The sequence below is a fragment of the Acinetobacter sp. V89_4 genome (assembly GCF_029967875.1).
GTDB lineage: Bacteria > Pseudomonadota > Gammaproteobacteria > Pseudomonadales > Moraxellaceae > Acinetobacter > Acinetobacter oleivorans.
Window position 1 is genome coordinate 86,826 of record NZ_JASCAI010000016.1, and the last position, 17,949, is coordinate 104,774.

At 40.8% G+C, this 17,949-nt stretch carries 20 protein-coding genes; 9 read left to right on the plus strand and 11 right to left on the minus strand.

Annotated elements, in window-relative coordinates:
- The first annotated feature begins 4 nt into the window (after positions 1–4).
- The 5 genes from lptE to QLG01_RS04735 all read left to right on the plus strand — a co-directional run bounded on the left by lptE (position 5) and on the right by QLG01_RS04735 (position 6,384).
- Complete coding sequence (lptE, locus tag QLG01_RS04715) at positions 5–514, plus strand: LPS assembly lipoprotein LptE (RefSeq protein ID WP_004794663.1); 510 nt, start codon at positions 5–7, stop codon at positions 512–514.
- 18 nt (positions 515–532) lie between these two features.
- A complete protein-coding gene (gene holA, locus QLG01_RS04720; protein ID WP_013198958.1) occupies positions 533–1,522 on the plus strand; it encodes a DNA polymerase III subunit delta in 990 nt (329 codons plus the stop codon).
- A gap of 107 nt (positions 1,523–1,629) precedes the next feature.
- Entirely contained in the window at positions 1,630–2,970 is a 1,341-nt protein-coding gene (locus QLG01_RS04725) for a MacA family efflux pump subunit (RefSeq protein ID WP_004794665.1), read from the plus strand.
- A 2-nt stretch (positions 2,971–2,972) separates the two neighbouring features.
- Entirely contained in the window at positions 2,973–4,967 is a 1,995-nt protein-coding gene (locus tag QLG01_RS04730; protein ID WP_005302315.1) for a MacB family efflux pump subunit, read from the plus strand.
- Positions 4,968–4,989: 22 nt separating this feature from the next.
- Complete coding sequence (locus QLG01_RS04735) at positions 4,990–6,384, plus strand: efflux transporter outer membrane subunit (RefSeq protein WP_282495984.1); 1,395 nt, start codon at positions 4,990–4,992, stop codon at positions 6,382–6,384.
- Positions 6,385–6,453: 69 nt separating this feature from the next.
- Here QLG01_RS04735 and QLG01_RS04740 read toward each other — a convergent pair whose 3' ends face one another.
- The 3 genes from QLG01_RS04740 to orn all read right to left on the minus strand — a co-directional run bounded on the left by QLG01_RS04740 (position 6,454) and on the right by orn (position 8,847).
- Complete coding sequence (locus QLG01_RS04740) at positions 6,454–7,257, minus strand: enoyl-ACP reductase (protein ID WP_023274323.1); 804 nt, start codon at positions 7,255–7,257, stop codon at positions 6,454–6,456.
- 137 nt (positions 7,258–7,394) lie between these two features.
- Positions 7,395–8,126, minus strand: coding sequence for a Bax inhibitor-1/YccA family protein (locus QLG01_RS04745; protein ID WP_004794670.1), 732 nt, complete (start codon positions 8,124–8,126; stop codon positions 7,395–7,397).
- A 154-nt stretch (positions 8,127–8,280) separates the two neighbouring features.
- Entirely contained in the window at positions 8,281–8,847 is a 567-nt protein-coding gene (gene orn / locus QLG01_RS04750; protein WP_005302306.1) for an oligoribonuclease, read from the minus strand.
- A 125-nt stretch (positions 8,848–8,972) separates the two neighbouring features.
- Here orn and rsgA point away from each other — a divergent pair, with 125 nt between their 5' ends.
- From rsgA to secB, 4 genes are all read left to right on the plus strand, one after another.
- Positions 8,973–10,034, plus strand: coding sequence for a small ribosomal subunit biogenesis GTPase RsgA (gene rsgA / locus QLG01_RS04755; protein ID WP_005302303.1), 1,062 nt, complete (start codon positions 8,973–8,975; stop codon positions 10,032–10,034).
- Positions 10,035–10,132: 98 nt separating this feature from the next.
- Positions 10,133–10,549: a rhodanese-like domain-containing protein gene (locus QLG01_RS04760; protein ID WP_004794673.1), complete on the plus strand. Its 417-nt coding sequence runs from the start codon at positions 10,133–10,135 to the stop codon at positions 10,547–10,549.
- A gap of 11 nt (positions 10,550–10,560) precedes the next feature.
- Positions 10,561–10,818 carry a glutaredoxin 3 gene (grxC, locus tag QLG01_RS04765; protein ID WP_002114715.1) on the plus strand — a complete coding sequence of 86 codons (258 nt, stop codon included), beginning with the start codon at positions 10,561–10,563 and terminating at the stop codon, positions 10,816–10,818.
- Positions 10,819–10,845: 27 nt separating this feature from the next.
- On the plus strand, positions 10,846–11,298 hold the full coding sequence (gene secB, locus QLG01_RS04770; protein ID WP_003654925.1) for a protein-export chaperone SecB: 453 nt from the start codon (positions 10,846–10,848) through the stop codon (positions 11,296–11,298).
- A 68-nt stretch (positions 11,299–11,366) separates the two neighbouring features.
- On the opposite strand, the gene QLG01_RS04775 is transcribed toward secB, so the two are convergent.
- The 8 genes from QLG01_RS04775 to QLG01_RS04810 are packed head-to-tail and all read right to left on the minus strand — an operon-like array spanning position 11,367 to position 17,936.
- Positions 11,367–12,023, minus strand: coding sequence for a 4'-phosphopantetheinyl transferase superfamily protein (locus QLG01_RS04775; RefSeq protein WP_013198962.1), 657 nt, complete (start codon positions 12,021–12,023; stop codon positions 11,367–11,369).
- A gap of 24 nt (positions 12,024–12,047) precedes the next feature.
- Entirely contained in the window at positions 12,048–12,482 is a 435-nt protein-coding gene (locus tag QLG01_RS04780; RefSeq protein ID WP_013198963.1) for a hypothetical protein, read from the minus strand.
- Positions 12,483–12,493: 11 nt separating this feature from the next.
- Positions 12,494–13,720 (minus strand): beta-ketoacyl-ACP synthase, encoded by a 1,227-nt coding sequence (locus tag QLG01_RS04785; protein WP_282495942.1) that lies wholly within the window; start codon positions 13,718–13,720, stop codon positions 12,494–12,496.
- Positions 13,720–14,445: a 3-ketoacyl-ACP reductase FabG2 gene (locus tag QLG01_RS04790; protein WP_004794677.1), complete on the minus strand. Its 726-nt coding sequence runs from the start codon at positions 14,443–14,445 to the stop codon at positions 13,720–13,722. The genes QLG01_RS04785 and QLG01_RS04790 overlap by 1 nt, the downstream gene beginning before the upstream one ends.
- Positions 14,446–14,468: 23 nt before the next feature.
- Positions 14,469–14,894, minus strand: a complete 426-nt coding sequence (locus QLG01_RS04795; RefSeq protein WP_000762337.1) for a 3-hydroxylacyl-ACP dehydratase — start codon at positions 14,892–14,894, stop codon at positions 14,469–14,471.
- Positions 14,894–16,096, minus strand: a complete 1,203-nt coding sequence (locus QLG01_RS04800) for a beta-ketoacyl-[acyl-carrier-protein] synthase family protein (protein WP_282495943.1) — start codon at positions 16,094–16,096, stop codon at positions 14,894–14,896. Before QLG01_RS04800 ends, QLG01_RS04795 begins: the two co-directional genes overlap by 1 nt.
- Entirely contained in the window at positions 16,093–16,638 is a 546-nt protein-coding gene (locus QLG01_RS04805) for a DUF3261 domain-containing protein (RefSeq protein ID WP_151767334.1), read from the minus strand. Before QLG01_RS04805 ends, QLG01_RS04800 begins: the two co-directional genes overlap by 4 nt.
- A gap of 2 nt (positions 16,639–16,640) precedes the next feature.
- Positions 16,641–17,936 (minus strand): NAD(P)/FAD-dependent oxidoreductase, encoded by a 1,296-nt coding sequence (locus QLG01_RS04810; protein ID WP_282495944.1) that lies wholly within the window; start codon positions 17,934–17,936, stop codon positions 16,641–16,643.
- Between the last annotated feature and the right edge of the window lie 13 nt (positions 17,937–17,949).

Consider the following 17,949-nt stretch of genomic DNA (forward strand, 5'->3'; position numbering starts at 1 on the left):
AAGCATGCACTTAGCCAAACGTTTAGCCGCTGTTGTTTTAACCTTAGGCCTTAGTGCAGGCTTAGTCGGGTGTGGATTTCATTTAAAAGGAACCAACCCGACTGCGACTCCGCTTGTTTATAAAAAGTTAAGCCTTGAGTTACCAGCTAAAACTGATGATTTGGAAACACAGTTAAAAGTGTATTTAGCTGCAAATGGTGTTCAACTCAGCAATGATAATGATGCCTACGTACTTCGTGTTTTAGAGTACACACCACGTCGTCAGCTTTTAAATGGAAAACTAACTGAAGTATTATTACGTTTGACCGTAACCTTCCAGATTGAAGACCGTCAGGGTAATAAAATTACTGAGCCACGCTCATTAACTGCATCTCGTAGTTATCAATATGACTTGGCAACGGTCAACACTGAAAATCAGCAAGAAAGTTACTTACAACGTATTGTAATTGATGATATTGCACAGCAAATTACTCGTCAGATTTCAGCAAATCGCTTACCAAAAGCTCAGCCTTAATCTGTATTTTTACCAGCAATGAAAATTGATTATTTACAAGCCTTAAAACGTACTCCGGAAGCTCGGGGTGCGTGGATTTTACATGGGCAAGAGCCTTTATTAGAACAAAATTTATTAGATGCCTTTCGAAAAAGCTGGCAACAACAAGAAGTTGAAAGACAGCGCTATGATATTAGTAGCGTAAGCGACTGGAAAAATGTCTTTAACGCACTTAATAGCTTATCTTTATTTTCTCAGCAGCTTGCTATTGAAGTACACGGCAATATAAAACCTGATGCGAATGGCTTAAAACAACTCAAAAGCTATATACAACATAATGAACATAACCTGCTATTAATTGTTTTACCTAAACAAGATAGTAGTAGCTTAAAATCTGCTTTTTTCCAAGTTGTTGAAGCAAATGGGGTTGTAGTTGCCCTCACGGCAAATTACCCACAAGATCGCCAAAGAATTTTATCTGCTGAAGCAGATAAACTTGAAATTCAACTCGACAATGATGCTTGGCAGTGGTTAATGCAACATCATGAGCACAATTTGCTTGCAGCTAAAAATAGCTTGATGCGTGTAAGAGACACATTTCCAGACCAACAACTCATTCAAATTGAACAACTATATGCGTGCCTACAAGATCAATCACGCTATACCACCTATGATTTAAGTGATGCATTATTAGAAGGCAACCTTGGCCAATCTATTAAGATTTTTCAATATTTAATTGCAGCAGGCGAACCCGATAGTCTGATTTTATGGACTTTAAGTAAAGAAATGCGTTTGTTGATGCAATTGTTTGAACAACCCCATAATGCCTTACAGCTTGGTATCTGGAAAACAAAAGTCAGCTTATATCAACAAGCATTAAGAAGACTAAATCCACAACAGTTTCTAGGCTGGTCTACCCTTCTATTGCAAATCGATGCAGCAATTAAAGGAATGTCGAACGAAAATGCAGAACATTTAATGCAGCAAGCGATTGCTGAATTATGTGGAAAAACATTATTTATACAGTAATTCGGCTGAATCATTTTTCTTCATTCCTGAAATATCATAAAAATTCACGTTTTATCCTCATTTCGCTTTTATACTAAATTAAATTTTAAACTTTTCGACCTCTCGCCATGCCAAAAATAAAGCCAATCAAACTTGTTATTATCATCGTCTGTATAGTCATTATTGCTCTTTTAGCCTGGAAGTTTTTCAAGCCAAAACAGCAACAGCCACAATATATTACTGCCGAGGTAACACGCGGGGATATTGAAAATAATGTACTTGCAACGGGTACACTTGATGCAACCAAACTGATTAGTGTCGGTGCTCAGGTATCTGGTCAGGTCAAAAAGATGTATGTGCAACTTGGCGATCAGGTTAAGCAAGGTCAACTTATTGCACAGATTGATTCAACGACCCAAGAAAATAGTTTAAAAACCTCTGATGCAAATATTAAAAATTTAGAAGCACAGCGCCTTCAGCAAGTTGCTTCTTTGAATGAAAAACAACTTGAATACCGCCGTCAGCAACAAATGTATGCGCAAGATGCAACACCGCGTGCAGATTTAGAATCGGCTGAGGCAAGCTATAAAACAGCTCAGGCACAAATCAAAGCGTTAGATGCACAAATCGAATCGGCAAAAGTCACAAAATCTACGGCGCAAACCAATATTGGTTATACGCGTATTGTTGCTCCAACAGATGGTACGGTTGTTGCGATTGTGACCGAAGAAGGTCAAACAGTAAACGCCAATCAAAGTGCGCCAACAATTGTCAAAATTGCAAAACTACAAAATATGACGATCAAGGCTCAAGTCAGTGAAGCTGACATTATGAAAGTTGAGAAAGGACAACAGGTTTATTTCACTACATTAGGTGAAGACACTAAGCGTTATGCAACTTTACGTCAGATTGAACCTGCTCCAGATTCTATTTCTAGCGAATCAACAAGTACGACAAGCTCAACAACGAGTTCAGCTGTTTACTATAATGCCTTATTCGATGTGCCAAATACCGATGGTAAATTGCGTATTGATATGACTGCACAAGTTTATATCGTATTAAACTCAGCTAAAAATGCCTTGCTCGTTCCATCATCAGCACTTAGCTCTAAACAATTTTCAGGTCAAAGAAAATCAGGCCAATCATCTGATAAAGCAAGCTCTACACCTGAAGCTGCTAAAAAATCACAAGGAAATGGAGCTCGTTTAGAGCGTCTTAACCTGACTGCTGAGCAAAAACAGTTAATTGAACAAGGCAAATTAACGTTAAGTGTTGTACGTGTATTACAAGCTGATGGTACAACTAAACCAACTCAAATTTTGGTTGGCATTAATAACCGTGTAAATGCACAAGTTCTTGCGGGCTTAAAACAAGGTGATCAAGTTGTCATTGCCGATAGCGCAGATACTTCTGCTGCATCAGCTAATAGTAGTAATAACCGTCGCCGTAGTGGCCCAATGGGAATGTAAGCATGACAAAACAAGCTTTGCTTGAAGTCAGCAATCTAGTCCGGGAATTCCCTGCTGGCGAAAGCACAATACAAATTTTAAAAGGTATTGACCTTACCATTTACGAAGGTGAACTGGTTGCCATTGTCGGTCAGTCTGGTTCTGGTAAGTCAACACTCATGAATATTTTGGGCTGTTTAGACCGGCCTACGAGTGGTAGTTACAAGGTCAGTGGACAAGAGACCGGTAAACTCGAACCAGATCAACTCGCTCGACTACGTCGTGAATATTTTGGTTTTATTTTCCAGCGCTACCATTTACTGGGTGATTTATCTGCTGAGGGTAACGTTGAAGTTCCGGCTGTCTATGCAGGTGTTACGCCTTCTGAGCGTAAACAACGCGCAACGGCTCTACTGACCGAATTAGGTTTAGGTACTAAAACACTTAATAGACCAAGCCAGCTCTCTGGTGGTCAGCAGCAACGTGTTTCTATTGCCCGTGCGCTCATGAATGGCGGTGACGTTATTCTGGCAGATGAACCGACGGGGGCACTCGACTCTCATAGTGGTGTTGAGGTGATGCGTATTTTGCGTGAACTCAATGCCGCAGGTCACACTATTATTTTAGTCACCCACGATATGCAAGTTGCAAAAAATGCGACGCGTATTATCGAAATTAGTGACGGAGAAATTATTAGTGACCGTCCTAATGTTCCTGATCAAGCAGCCGAACCAGGCAATTCTGATCCTGATGCCGCTCCTGCTTTGCAAGGTAAACAAAAGAAAGGCAAAAGTATTTCTGCATGGCGTTCTACTTTAGATCGTTTGTCAGAAGCTTTTCAAATGGCTTTACTGTCTATGAATGCCCACCGCATGCGTACTTTTTTAACCATGCTGGGAATTATTATTGGTATTGCATCTGTTGTTACAGTGGTCGCGCTAGGTAAAGGTTCTCAACAACAAATTTTAAGTAATATTAGTAGTCTGGGAACAAATACGATTACGGTGTTTCAGGGCCGTGGTTTTGGTGATAACTCCAAAACTGCAAACTTTAAAACTTTGGTTCCTGCCGATGCTGATGCGTTAATGACTCAACCTTATGTCAGCGCAGTCAGTCCAATCGTCAGTACATCAAAAACCATGCGTTACCAGCAGAATGAAGCAAATGCGACCATTAATGGTGTGAGTAACGATTATTTCGATGTAAAAGGTTTAGTCTTTAAAGATGGACAAACTTTCGACCAACGTAGTGTGCGTGATCGTTCACAAGATGTTGTAATCGATACCAATACGCAAAAACAATTCTTTGGAGATGGTAGCAATCCAATTGGCCAAGTCGTACTGCTCGGTAGTGTACCAGCACGTATTATCGGGATTGTAGAGCCGCAGACAAGCGGCATGGGTTCAGATGATACGTTAAATGTCTATATGCCGTATACAACCGTAATGAGCCGTATGTTGGGTCAGTCTAATGTACGTAATATCGTGGTTCGTATTAATGACAAATATTCAACTGCTGCCGCAGAAAATGCGATTGTAAACCTATTAACCCAGCGCCATGGTGCACAAGATATTTTCACCATGAACAGTGACAGTATCCGTCAAACCATTGAGAAAACAACCAGCACAATGACGCTTCTGGTTTCAGCAATTGCCGTAATTTCACTGGTGGTTGGTGGTATCGGGGTAATGAACATTATGTTGGTTTCAGTGACTGAACGTACTCAGGAAATTGGTGTACGTATGGCCGTAGGTGCTCGTCAAAGTGATATTTTGCAGCAATTCCTAATTGAAGCAATTTTGGTGTGTCTAATTGGTGGTGTGCTTGGCGTTTTACTATCGCTTGGCCTTGGACAACTTATTAATAAATTTGCTGGCGGTAACTTTAGCGTGGCTTATTCAAGCACTTCTATTATTGCAGCATTTGTCTGTTCAACCCTGATTGGTGTCGTATTCGGTTTCTTGCCTGCTAAGAATGCCGCGAAACTTGACCCTGTTGCCGCACTATCTCGAGAATAAGGAAAATTGCATGTCTTTCTCTATGACTAAACTCAGCACAGCATTTCTTCTCACAGGTTCTCTTGTAGGATGTGCAGCTGTAGTAAAAACACCTTATGAAACGCCTGCAGTACAAGTTCCGGGTAGCTTTCAATATGACACAGCAAAAGCAAAAAACATGTCTGCCGATCAATACTCTGATCGTTGGTGGACGCTTTTCAATGATGCTCAGCTGAATCAGCTTGTAAGCAATGTATTAGAACGTAACAGCGATTTAGCAGTTGCAGGTATTGCCTTAAAGCAAGCCCGTCTACAAGCTGATCTAACTGCAAACCAACAAGGCTTGCGTACCAGTTCTAGTGTTTCTACAGGACATTCTTTCGATTTAAATTCGGGAGATGACAGCTCTAAAGGCCTATCAATGAGTGCGGGTGTAAGCTATGAGCTTGACTTGTTTGGCAAGCTTGCACGCCAAACTGAAGCAAGTAAATGGGAAGCCTTAGCGACTGAACAAGACTTACAAGCCACGGGGCAAAGTTTAATTGCAACCACTGCCAAACTCTATTGGCAACTCGGTTATTTAAATGAGCGCTATACAACTGCCCAGCAAAGTCTCGCAACCTCTCAAAAGCTTTATGACTTGGTACAGATTCAATATAAAGCTGGCGCTGTTTCAGGTGTAGATCTGACTCAAGCAGAACAATCGGTACAAAGCCAGAAAGCGAGTTTAAGCCAGATTGAACAACAATTGGTTGAAACACGTACGGCTATTGCGGTGCTATTACATGAGCCATTGCAACAATTAAACATTCAAGAGCCAAAGCGTTTACCACGCACTGCCCTACCTGCAATTGGTGCTGGTTTACCTGCCGATATTTTATCGCGCCGCCCTGATTTGCAAGCAAGTGAGTTACGTTTAAGAAAAGCATTAGCCACTAAAGATGCTACTAAGGCGAGTTACTATCCATCAATTAGCTTAACCAGTAGTTTGGGTTCAAGCAGCACATCGTTAACAGAGTTATTACGTAACCCTGCCTTAACGCTTGGGGCGAGTTTGAGCTTACCGTTTTTGCAATATAACGATATGAAGAAAGATATCGCAATTAGCAATCTGGATTATGAAAAAGCGATTATTCAATATCGTCAAACGCTTTATCAGGCTTTTGCTGATGTAGAAAATGCTTTATCAAGTCGTACCGAACTCGACAAACAAGTAGCGTTACAGGAGCGTAATGTTGAACTTGCAGAAAAAACTGAACGTTTAACCGAAGTCCGTTACCGTTATGGCGCTGTCGCATTAAAAACACTTCTTGATGCTCAGCAAACCACACGTACTGCACGGTTAAGCCTCGTTGAAACCAAGCAAAGCCAATACAACGCGTATGTCACCCTCATGCAAGCTTTAGGTGGTTCACCTGTAAAAGAACTTCCTCAGTAACTTGTACCAATTAAAAAAGCCGTAGTCCTTCAACTACGGCTTTTTTTATAGCTGAATAAATTTTAAAACTTATTCATCATCCATCATAGATTGGCTCATACCTACAGTATTGAAACCAGCATCTACATATAAAATTTCACCAGTAATACCAGAAGCCCAAGGTGAGCATAGGAACAACGCTGCATTACCTACTTCTTCAATCGTTACATTACGTTTTAACGGCGCAACTTTTTCATTAGCATCTAACATTTTACGGAAAGACTTAATACCAGAAGCAGCCAAAGTACGGATTGGACCCGCAGAAATCGCATTTACGCGAATGCCATCAACACCCAAGCTTGAAGCTAAATAGCGAACACCAGCTTCTAAAGAAGCTTTTGCCATACCCATTACGTTGTAGTTAGGCATAACGCGCTCAGAACCTTGGTAAGTCAACGTCAATAAACAACCTTGGCGAGCTTGTAATAAAGGTTTTGCAGCACGAGCCATTGCAATAAAGCTGTATGCACTGATGTCATGAGCAACTTTAAAACCATCGCGGTCAGTCACGTCAGTGAAGTCACCATCAAGCGTGTGTGCAGGTGCAAAGCCGATTGAGTGCACAACACCGTCTACACCGTCCCAATGTTTTGCAAGTTCTGCAAATGCATTATCAATTTCAGCATCAACAGCAACATCACATGGAAACACAAGCTTAGAACCGAATTGCTCAGCAAATTCATCCACACGTTTTTTTAATTTTTCGTTTGGATAAGTAAACGCAAGCTCAGCACCTTCACGGTGTAATGCTTGTGCAATACCAAAAGCAATTGATAATTTACTAGCAACGCCTGCAATCAAAAAGCGCTTACCTGCTAAAAGTCCTTGTGTCATGCCGATCTCACTCAAAACAATTTCAAGCATAATGCCAATATTCAACGGTTTTCGAAATTGCATAATGCATCTTTTTTCAAAAATCGCACGAAAAAAAATCGCTCCTGATAAGGAGCGACTTCTCGATGAATTCAATCTTAGTCGTCAGACAATAAGCCAAGTAAGCGTAAGAAAGAAATATACATCCACACTAAAGTTGCAAGTAATGCGATACCACACAACCATTCCATGAATTTTGGTGCACGATAAGCTGCATTAGTTTCAATTAAATCAAAATCTAAAATCAGGTTAAGTGAAGCAATCACTGCAACAAATGCAGCAAAGCCAATACCTAACCAGTTACTTTCAAAAATATAAGGAACGCTTGAACCAAATGCTAAACGCATGACCATCTGCACGATAAATACAATAAAGATCGCCAAAGATGCAGAAATTACAACTGACTTGAACTTTTCAGTTGCACGAATAATTTGGAATTTATATAGACCAAACATCACCAAAGTAGTGACGAAAGTTGCTAATAAAGCTTGAAGAGGAACACCTGGGTATTTCAACTGGAAAGTAAAAGAAATACCACCTAAAAAAGCCCCTTCAAATAAGGCATACGGAATTGCCAATGTTGGCGCGGTCGTTGGTTTAAACGTTGTAATTAAAGCTAAAACCAAGCCACCAATTGCACCCACAATTGAAGCCGCGTAAGCAATACCAACATTTGCAGTAAAGGCTGCATAGAAAAATAAAGCGACACCTACCGCAGCAGCAATGACTGTCAACATTACAGATTTTTGAATCGCACCTTGCACAGTCATCGGTTGACTATAGTCACTGACCGTTTCAACACGGGTCAGTATCGGGTTATTACTTTGCATAAATGCTCTCTTTTTATAATAAAAATTTAAAACATCATTTTAAGCAAAATGAATATGAAAGCCAAATCAGGCGATCGGCATTATTGTAACAATCCCCTTTAAATAATAAAAAAGGAGGCTATAGCCTCCCTTTCATATCACTCGGGCAAAGTCATTAATCTTTACCATCAGTGTTCATAATAAAGAAGTATTCACGGTAATATTTCAACTCGGAAATCGAGTCACGAATATCATCCATTGCTAAATGCGATGCATTCTTTTTCAGACCACTCATGATTTCAGGGCGCCAGCGTTTTGAGAGTTCTTTTACCGTAGATACATCAAGATTACGATAGTGAAAATACTGCTCAAGTTCAGGCATAAGACGGTGTAAGAAACGGCGATCCTGACAGATCGAGTTACCACACATCGGTGAAACTTTTGGATTCACCCATTTTTTTAGGAATTCTAAAGTTTGTAACTCAGCATCACGAGCTGTTAATTTGCTGCGACGAACTCGTTCAATCAGACCAGATTGCCCATGCTGGCGAGTATTCCACTCATCCATTGCATTTAAAATACGGTCAGGCTGGTGAACGGCTAAAACCGGACCTTCGGCAAGTACATTTAAATGATCATCTGTAATAATTGTTGCGATTTCAATAATTTGGTCATTATCGGTATCTAATCCGGTCATTTCCAGATCAATCCAAATTAATCGTGTATTTAAAGTACTGCTCATGTATGTACGTTCTAAAATGCCGTAAAAACATCAATAGTAGCAAATTTCTTGCATCTGCGCTGTAATTCTATAGCCGCTTCATGCTATTTTTGCCATCTTCAAACAGTGGTTTTTTTGGGATATGAATGGCTTTAATTCGTAAGCGTCGTTTAACTGAACAACAGCAACGTCGTATTGAAAAACAGCACAAAACTCGCCAAGAAGAGGCCGATACTTCACAAGATCTGGACGGACTCGTTGTACAACATTATGGCCGCCAACTTGAAGTACAAGCACTCTCTGTACCTGAGCATCACCCAGAAAAACCTCAAGTTGCCGAAGGAGAGCCAGAACCTTTCTGGAAACCTATCGAGCTTAAAAGCGTATGGCGCTGTCATACTCGAACAAACTTAGAATTACTTGTGACTGGTGACCGAGTTAAATGGCAAGCTGACCCAAACACGGGTTTAGGTATTATTACAGCCATTCACCCTCGTACCTCTTTACTTACCCGCCCAGACCGTTATCACAAAGTTAAACCTGTGGCAGCAAATATCAGTTTGATTGTGATTGTATTTTCACCGCTTCCTGAACCTGCGCCAACGTTAATTGACCGTTATTTAGTTGCTTGTGCAGATGCTAATATTCCTGCTCTTTTAGTCCTCAATAAGTCTGATTTGTTAACCGAAAATGACCCAATTCTCACACTATTAGAAGAATATAAAACTTTGGGTTATGAAGTGATGATTTGTCAGTCTAAAAAGGGTGATATCTCTGCTTTATCTGAACGTTTAGATGGCGAAACAGTCGCTTTCGTTGGCCAATCGGGTGTAGGAAAAAGTTCTTTAATTAATGTGCTCATTCCAGAAGCAGAGCAAAAAACAAATATTATTTCTGAAAACTCTGCACTTGGTCAGCACACAACAACCTCTACACGCTTAATGAATTTCGGTAAAAATGGCGCGTTAATCGACTCACCGGGAATTCGTGAATTTGGGCTTTGGCATCTTGATTTAGAAAAAATTCGTATGGGCTTTCCAGAAATTGAAGCACATTTGGGTTCTTGCCAATTCCGTAATTGCACCCATACTCATGAAAAGAACTGTGGGTTAAAACATGCTGTAGAATCTGGTGAAATTTTACCACGGCGCCTAGATAGCTTTTTGCGTTTAAATGATGAGATTCAAGAAGCACAGCAAAAAAACTAATTTTCTGTCCGCTTTGCCCTTGAAGTGGTGATTTTGATCACCATCTATATACGCTATACTCTAGGTCAATTTTGTTTTTAATTTTTTTTAGGTGACTTGTGGAACGCTGGTTAGAGTTTATGGGGAATCACCCCATTTTGTTTGGTACGCTCGGAGTCTTGGTCGTGTTGTTCTTCATTTTTGAAGGTCAACGTAACGGTCGTAAAATTTCACCACAGTCGCTTGGTATTTTAGTGAAAGCGAAAAATGCCATACTCATCGACTTGCGCGATAGTAAAGACTTCCGTGAAGGTCATATTAGTGGTAGCCGCAATATTCCTTTCAGCCAAATTGCAAGTCATGCTGATGAATTAAAAGCAAGTGACCGTCCATTAGTATTTATTTGCAACCTCGGGCAAGTCGCTGGTAGTGCTTTGCAAAAAGTTGCTCACCATGACAGCTATCGACTCGATGGTGGCATTAGTAACTGGAAAGCACAAGGCTTACCTCTTGTAAAAAGCAAACCAAAAGCTTAAGGAGAATTATTATGGCTGCAAATGTCATTGTTTACTCAACTTCTGTATGCCCGTATTGTGTTCGTGCTAAACAGTTACTTGAGCGTAAAGGTGTTGCTTACAAAGAAGTAAATCTTTCTGTTGAAGCACCGGAAGTACGTGTTGAATTAATGCAACGCACTAATCATCGTACTGTCCCACAAATTTTTATTAACGATCAGTTTATTGGTGGTTTTGACCAACTTTATGCTTTAGAGCGTGAAGGTAAACTCGACGAATTATTGGCTTAATCTCGCATCCATATTAAGGAAAAAACAATGAGCGAAGAACAACAAGTTCAACCACAATTAGCTTTAGAGCGTATTTATACAAAAGATATTTCTTTTGAGGTTCCTGGGGCGCAGGTTTTTACTAAACAATGGCAACCTGAACTCAATATCAATCTTTCTTCTGCTGCAGAAAAAATTGATCCAACTCATTTTGAAGTTTCTTTAAAAGTTGTGGTACAAGCCGATAACGACAACGAAACAGCGTTCATTGTAGATATCACTCAATCAGGTATTTTCTTGATTGATAACATCGAAGAAGATCGCTTACCGTATATTTTAGGCGCTTATTGCCCAAATATTTTGTTCCCGTTCTTACGTGAAGCGGTAAATGATTTAGTGACTAAAGGTAGCTTCCCACAGTTACTTCTTACACCAATCAACTTTGATGCAGAGTTCGAAGCGAATATGCAACGCGCTCAAGCTGTTGAAGGTCAAGCTTAATTTTATAGCTTGCTCTAAACTAAAAAAACCGCGTAATTCGCGGTTTTTTTATGTCTGCTATTCGCTTATTAAACATCAAGTGAATGAAGCTTAATTATAGGAAATTGAAAACCACGGCAAGATAATGCTGAGCGCCATGCCACTGTTAAAATCATATTACCCACAACGAAGTTTTGATAAGCAAATGTCCCGATCAGTGGATGAGAACATATTCCGCCACGGTCTGTAGGATGTGCTTGAGTATTTAAAGTATTTAAATCTAAACGGATACCAAGGCCTGAAGCTTTTAGAACAGCCTCTTTTGTCGTCCAGACTTTAAACCAATATTCTCTATCTTGTTCTAGACTTTGCCATGTTGCATATTCATCAGGATGAAATGCATGCTGCGCTAGAGCTTCCAAACGTACTTTACGGTCTAACTCTTCAACGTCTATACCGATATCTTTAACATGCTGACTCATCGCTAAAGCATAATATTGTTGGCTATGAGAGTGATTAAAATTTAAATCGTGATTCAATAAATAGGGCTTGCCATGCTCATGCTTTGCAAACTCCAAATCCGTTATTTTAATTTGTAATTTCTGTGCTATCAGCTCGTTTCTAATATTATGTATTTGCTGTTTTTTATAATGATTAAATGTACGAAAGTCTGGAAAATCTTGTTTAGATTTTAAAAGAAGCTGGGACAATGTCTGTGTGTAGACTTCAATATTACGTTTAGACATTATCCCGACCTTATTTAAAATTAATTAGAACTTAACCACATCGCCTTTTAAGGTAACACCCGCCATCATGGCACCTTTATAGCAATCGTAAGTTGTCGTACTTGTAGTTTCATTGGCTTTAAAATAGCTCACAATATTGGTAACAGCGTTTGCACCTTGTGCTTTAGCATTGTTTTGCATTTGAATCAGTGCTGAACGTAAAACCCAGTCACAAGACGTTGCTGCTGACTTACCAAAACCATTGGTTTTTTTATTGGTTACCGCATCTTTTTGAATAATTTTACCGCCAGTCTTTGTACCCTTTAAATAAAACTTTACTGAACCATCTAAAGTCCCATCTGCAACTGCACGGTCTACAGCTTCTTTAAAATTTAACTGATGTACTTCATCTCCAGCCTGAACAGTGGCAGTAAAACCCGCACTTAGCATTGCTACAAATAAAAGTTTTTTATTTAACATTGTTGTGTTCCTTATTGTTTAACACGTTTAAAAATAAGCGAAGTATTAATTCCACCAAAAGCAAAGTTATTGCTCATAATAATGTCAGCATCCAAAGTTCTCGGCTGCTGAACGATATAATCCAGATCACCACACAATGGGTCGATTTCATCTAGGTTTAAAGTTGGAATGAAACGGCCACGATTCATCATTTCAATGCTCAGCCAAGCTTCAATAGCTCCACACGCCCCCAGCGTATGTCCAAAGTAGCTTTTTAAAGAGCTGATTGGTTTACGTCCTAAAACTGTTGCTGTCGCCTGACTTTCAGCTACATCCCCCTGATCTGTTGAGGTACCGTGCGCATTCACATAAGCGATGTCTTTAGCCTCTATAGATGCATCTTTAAGTGCCAACTCCATACAACGGCCCATCATTTCTGCATCAGGACGAGTTACATGTTGACCATCGGTATTGCTACCATAGCCAATCACCTCTGCATAGATATGAGCACCTCGAGCTTTGGCATGTTCGTATTCTTCTAAAATTAAACAGCCTGCCCCTTCACCAATCACCAATCCATCTCGCTTGGCATCAAATGGACGCGGTGTTTTTTCGGGTTGGTCATTCATGCCACTGGTCGCGAACAATACATCAAAAACTGCTGCACCTGCCGCACTGAGTTCCTCAGCACCACCTGCAATCATGAGCTGTTGTTTGCCATATTTAATTGCTTCATAGGCTTGCCCAATGGCCATAGAACCAGAGGTACATGCACTTGAGGTCGGTAAAGTTAAGCCTTTTAGACCAAAATATACGGTCATGTTCACCGCACTGGTGTGGGCCATCATACGAATATAGGTTGTTGCATTGATCTTACTCATGCTCTGATGAAGCAACATGCTAGCAAACTCACCTACGGCCTCTACACTACCCGCAGAAGAACCAAAAGCAACACCTGCTTCGCCACTAGACAAAATTTCATGCCCAAGCAAACCAGCATTTTGTAAAGCAGTTTCGGCACAAACCACAGACATGAGCGCTACACGCCCCATCCCACGGGTAACTTTACGGTTAAAATGTTTTGGAACATGGAATGTTTCAACAGGGCCAGCAAGCTTAGTCCGAAGATCAACATATTGCTCCCACTCTGGCATGTAGCGTATACCACTTTTGGCAGCATCAAATCGAGCAAAGATCTCATCAGAGGTTTCACCTAAAGAGGTAATTCCTGCCATTCCTGTCACGACCACACGTTTCATCAAATGAGTCCCCCATTTACAGAAATAACCTGTCGAGTTACATACGAGGCTTCATCTGAACACAAAAATTTCACCACGCTCGCCACTTCATCGACCTGTCCCATGCGTTGCAACGGAATCATTTTAAGTGCATGCTCTTTGACTTCATCTGTCACCATTTCAGTTTCGATCAACCCTGGTGCGACACAGTTCACAGTAATTTTTCGCTTCGCCAATTCGAGTGCCAAAGCCTTAGTCGCACCAATCAATCCTGCTTTTGCAGCACTATAGTTAACCTGACCACGGTTACCCATAATCCCAGAAACCGAAGATAAGGTGACAATACGGCCACCTTTACGTAAGTGAATCATTGGCATAACTAATGGTTTTAATACGTTATAAAAACCGTCTAGGGAAGTCGAAATAACTTCATCCCAATCTTGATCGGTGAGCGCTGGAAAAGCACCATCATGGGTAAGACCTGCATTCAATACAACGCCATAGAATCCGCCATGCTGCTCTACATCTTGCTCTAAAATTTGTTGAACCGTCTGGCGTTCATTTACATCAAACATTAGATAATGGCTATTTTGTCCTAATGCTTGAATCTCTTGTACGACTTGCTCAGCCTCTGCCTGACGCGAACGTGCATGTACAGTCACATCAAAACCAGCCTTTGCTAGTTGTAATGCAATCGCTTTCCCAATTCCTCGACTTGAACCTGTTACTAAAATTCGTCTTGTCACAATGTATTCCTAATTCTTTGTGGTTATTCAAATGGTGATTCTGTTGGTTCAAATACACTTAACGTTGCCTGAATGCAGTGCTCAGCATATTGAATTTCACAGGAAAATTGCCCAAGTCCTTCATGAAAATATTGTTGTTCTATTTGAATGATCAATCGAGAACCCAAGGCGAAATAAGGGATCGGTAAATTTAACTTACGCGTTCCCAATAAAAAACCGACTTTTGGCGCTTGTTTTGACTGCTGACCTTGCCAGCCGGAATAAGCACTAATCGTTTGTGCCATAATTTCAATGCTTGCCCATGTCGGCAAACCTTCTGCTTCACAAAACATTAGCTCTGGCGTAATCGTGAGTTCTGCTTGCGCTCGCCCTTCTGCAACCTCGGTTAAATGGTCAATAAATACCATCGGTTGCTCATGAGGAATATATTGAATTGCATCTAGTTTCACTAGGGCTTCACTCCAAAAACAAGACTAATATTACTTCCCCCAAAAGCGAAAGAATTACTCATGACATAGCGAATGGATTGTTTTAGTTCAGCTTCTTGCACATAGTTTTGGTCAGCCAAATCTGGATCAACCTCACCACTTTGATGTAAAGGCAGCCAACTTTGATCTTTTAAAACTTGCTCACAAATAAAAGCTTCGATGGCACCCGCTGCACCGAGGCAATGTCCAGTTTTATGTTTTGTACTACTTAAAGCAACTTGGTAATCACCAAAAACTTGCCTTACAGCCTTAATTTCCATTGCGTCATTTTGTGGAGTTGCTGTTCCATGCAAGTTGATATAGCCCACCTCTTGAGCGGAAATATTTGCCATATCTAATGCACGTTGCATAGCTAAAGCGGCACCTCTACCTTCAGGGTGCGGGGCCGAAATGTGCCATGCATCCATAGATTCACCCGCTCCCATTAACATGACAGGTGCTTGTTCTTTACTCAGTACAAAAAACGCAGCAGCTTCACCAATATTAATACCATCACGGTTTACACCGCAGGGTTGGCAAATATGTTCAGATAAACTTTCTAGGCTATTAAACCCATTTAGAGTCAACTTACACAAGGTATCGACGCCACCGACTAGCACAACATCGGCTAAATCTGCGTGAAGTAATCTCTGCCCTGCGGCTAATGCTTTAGCGCTTGAAGAACAAGCTGTTGAAATCGTATAGGCTGGCCCTTCCCATCCTAAGTACTGCTGCAATGCTTTCGCTAAACAACTCATTTCTTGGGGATAATGAGATATCGATAGATCGGTTTGCCCTTGAAAATATTGCTTAAGCAATAATTCATTATCTGCAATACCAGAAGTCGATGTGCCCACCACAATGGCCAAACGTTTATTTTCAAAGGATGCTGTATAAGCTTTTAACTCTATTTCGATTTCAGATAATGCGGTTAAGGCAAAACGTAGATTACGTGAATCTACAGACTGTAAAGTATCGGGTACGCTCGAACATAATGGATGCGTATATTGTCCCACCCAAACATCACGATCAACGATTAAATCATCTCGCAAACTCAAGGTTTGCTGCGGCTGTTGTAATACCTGTTTAATTTGATTAAGTTCACAGCCTAATGCAGATAAACCAACACTAAATTTTATGCCTACTGCCATTGGAGCTGCATTTGCTGAAGGTAGATGTTTCATGGCGTAGGACTTTCTTCTGTCTGTAAAGTGTTCTCAATCGAACTCAGCGTCATGGTATAAGGGACTTGTTCATTAATCAATTCAATGCTTCCTTGCCCTTGTTTAACCTGCAACACAGGCTGCTTTTCAATATAAACAACCTGCTTGTCTGCTTGTTGTTTCATCTCTACAGCTTGCTGCCCTAAATGCGAAAACTGAGGGTATGTTGCAAACAAAAGGTCACGCACCACAAACTCAAAAGGCAATAAACGCATTTGATCAATACGCTGTTCAACATGAACCCGATGCCCATCAAACTGTAACTTAAATAATTGCTGGCCTGTTAGGCTCAAAGCGACCATATCCAGTACAGCGCCCTTTTGCTGTTGATATAACAAGAAGCTAAAACTTTGCTGCTTCCACTGGACTTCAACCTGATCTTGTCTTTGATAAGTCTGAGCCTGCCATAGAGGACTTTGCAGCCCTTTGGCATGTGGCATGACCTGACAACCATTTAAAAATATCAAACTACTGAGTAATATCGTTGCCCATTTGCGTTGCATGGTTATCCCTCAAGTACCTGTTCTTGCGCCAAGCCTTCACGACAATATTCTGCCAAGGTGCTGAGCCTACGTTTAGCATTTTTATGGATTGGATTTTTTTCATCCCACGCATAACCAGCCAATAATGAAGAAATCATACGGCGAATACCTTCATTCTGATTTTTCGAGAACACCACATCTTGGAACTCGCCTTCGTACCATGACTCAACATAGGCACGAAATACCTGAATGCCGCGGCGTAATGGTTTTTCATATTCTTCTAACCAGTCGACTTGCTGACCTTGCAAAACTCGTTCAACCAAAGGAACCGCCAAACTTGAAGATTTAAGAGCAATTGTCACACCTGATGAAAAGACTGGATCAAGAAACTCACCCGCATTACCTAATAGCGCATAATTGCGGTCTGCCAAGTGTTTTACATTCGCTGAGTAGCCCACCAAGGTCCGCACTGGTGTATCAAACTTTGCATGGCGCAATACATGTGACAAGCTTGGCTCATCAGCCAAAATACGCTTAAACATTGCCTCAGGCTCATTATCTTCAGCATTTTCGACCGTGTATTTATCAAAAAAATCTTGTTCTGCAACAACCCCGAAAGAAGCCCGTCCATCTCCAAATGGAATCAGCCAATACCATGCACGGTGATCTTTTTCATGGACAGTAATTAAAATTTTATTACGATCAAACTCTGGATCATCTGTAACTCCATCTTCAATATGGGTAAACAGCGCACGTCGTACCGGAAAATTTGATGGACTTTCTAGATCTAATAACTTTGGCAAAATTCGTCCAAAGCCACTCGCATCTAACAAGAATTTAGTTTGAATCTGATAACGCTGTTGTTCTTCATCAATTACTGTAAGTACAGGCTGTTCAGATGCAACATCAACATCTAAAACCTCATGCCCAAAGCGAATATCCGCCCCATAAGCTTGAGCCTGTTTTGCTAGTAAGTTGTCAAAATCTGCACGGCGAACTTGCCAAGTTGTGCCCGGACCATCGGTAAATTTTTCTGTAAAGTCATAGAAGCTACGCTGTTTGCCGCGTAAAAAAGCCGCGCCATTTTTAAATTGAAAAGCGTATTGCTCAACATGTTCACGGACTGTTTCCAATAAGCCAGCCTCTTCTAAAAATGCCATAGACTGTGGTAGCAATGACTCACCTATCGAAAAACGAGGGAAATGCTGTTTTTCAATGACCGTAACGGTATAGCCCTTTTTTCGAAGAAGTGCAGCAGCAGAACTACCTGATGGCCCAGCCCCAATAATCACGACGTCAATTTTTTCTATAGTGCTCATAGCACAACTTCCT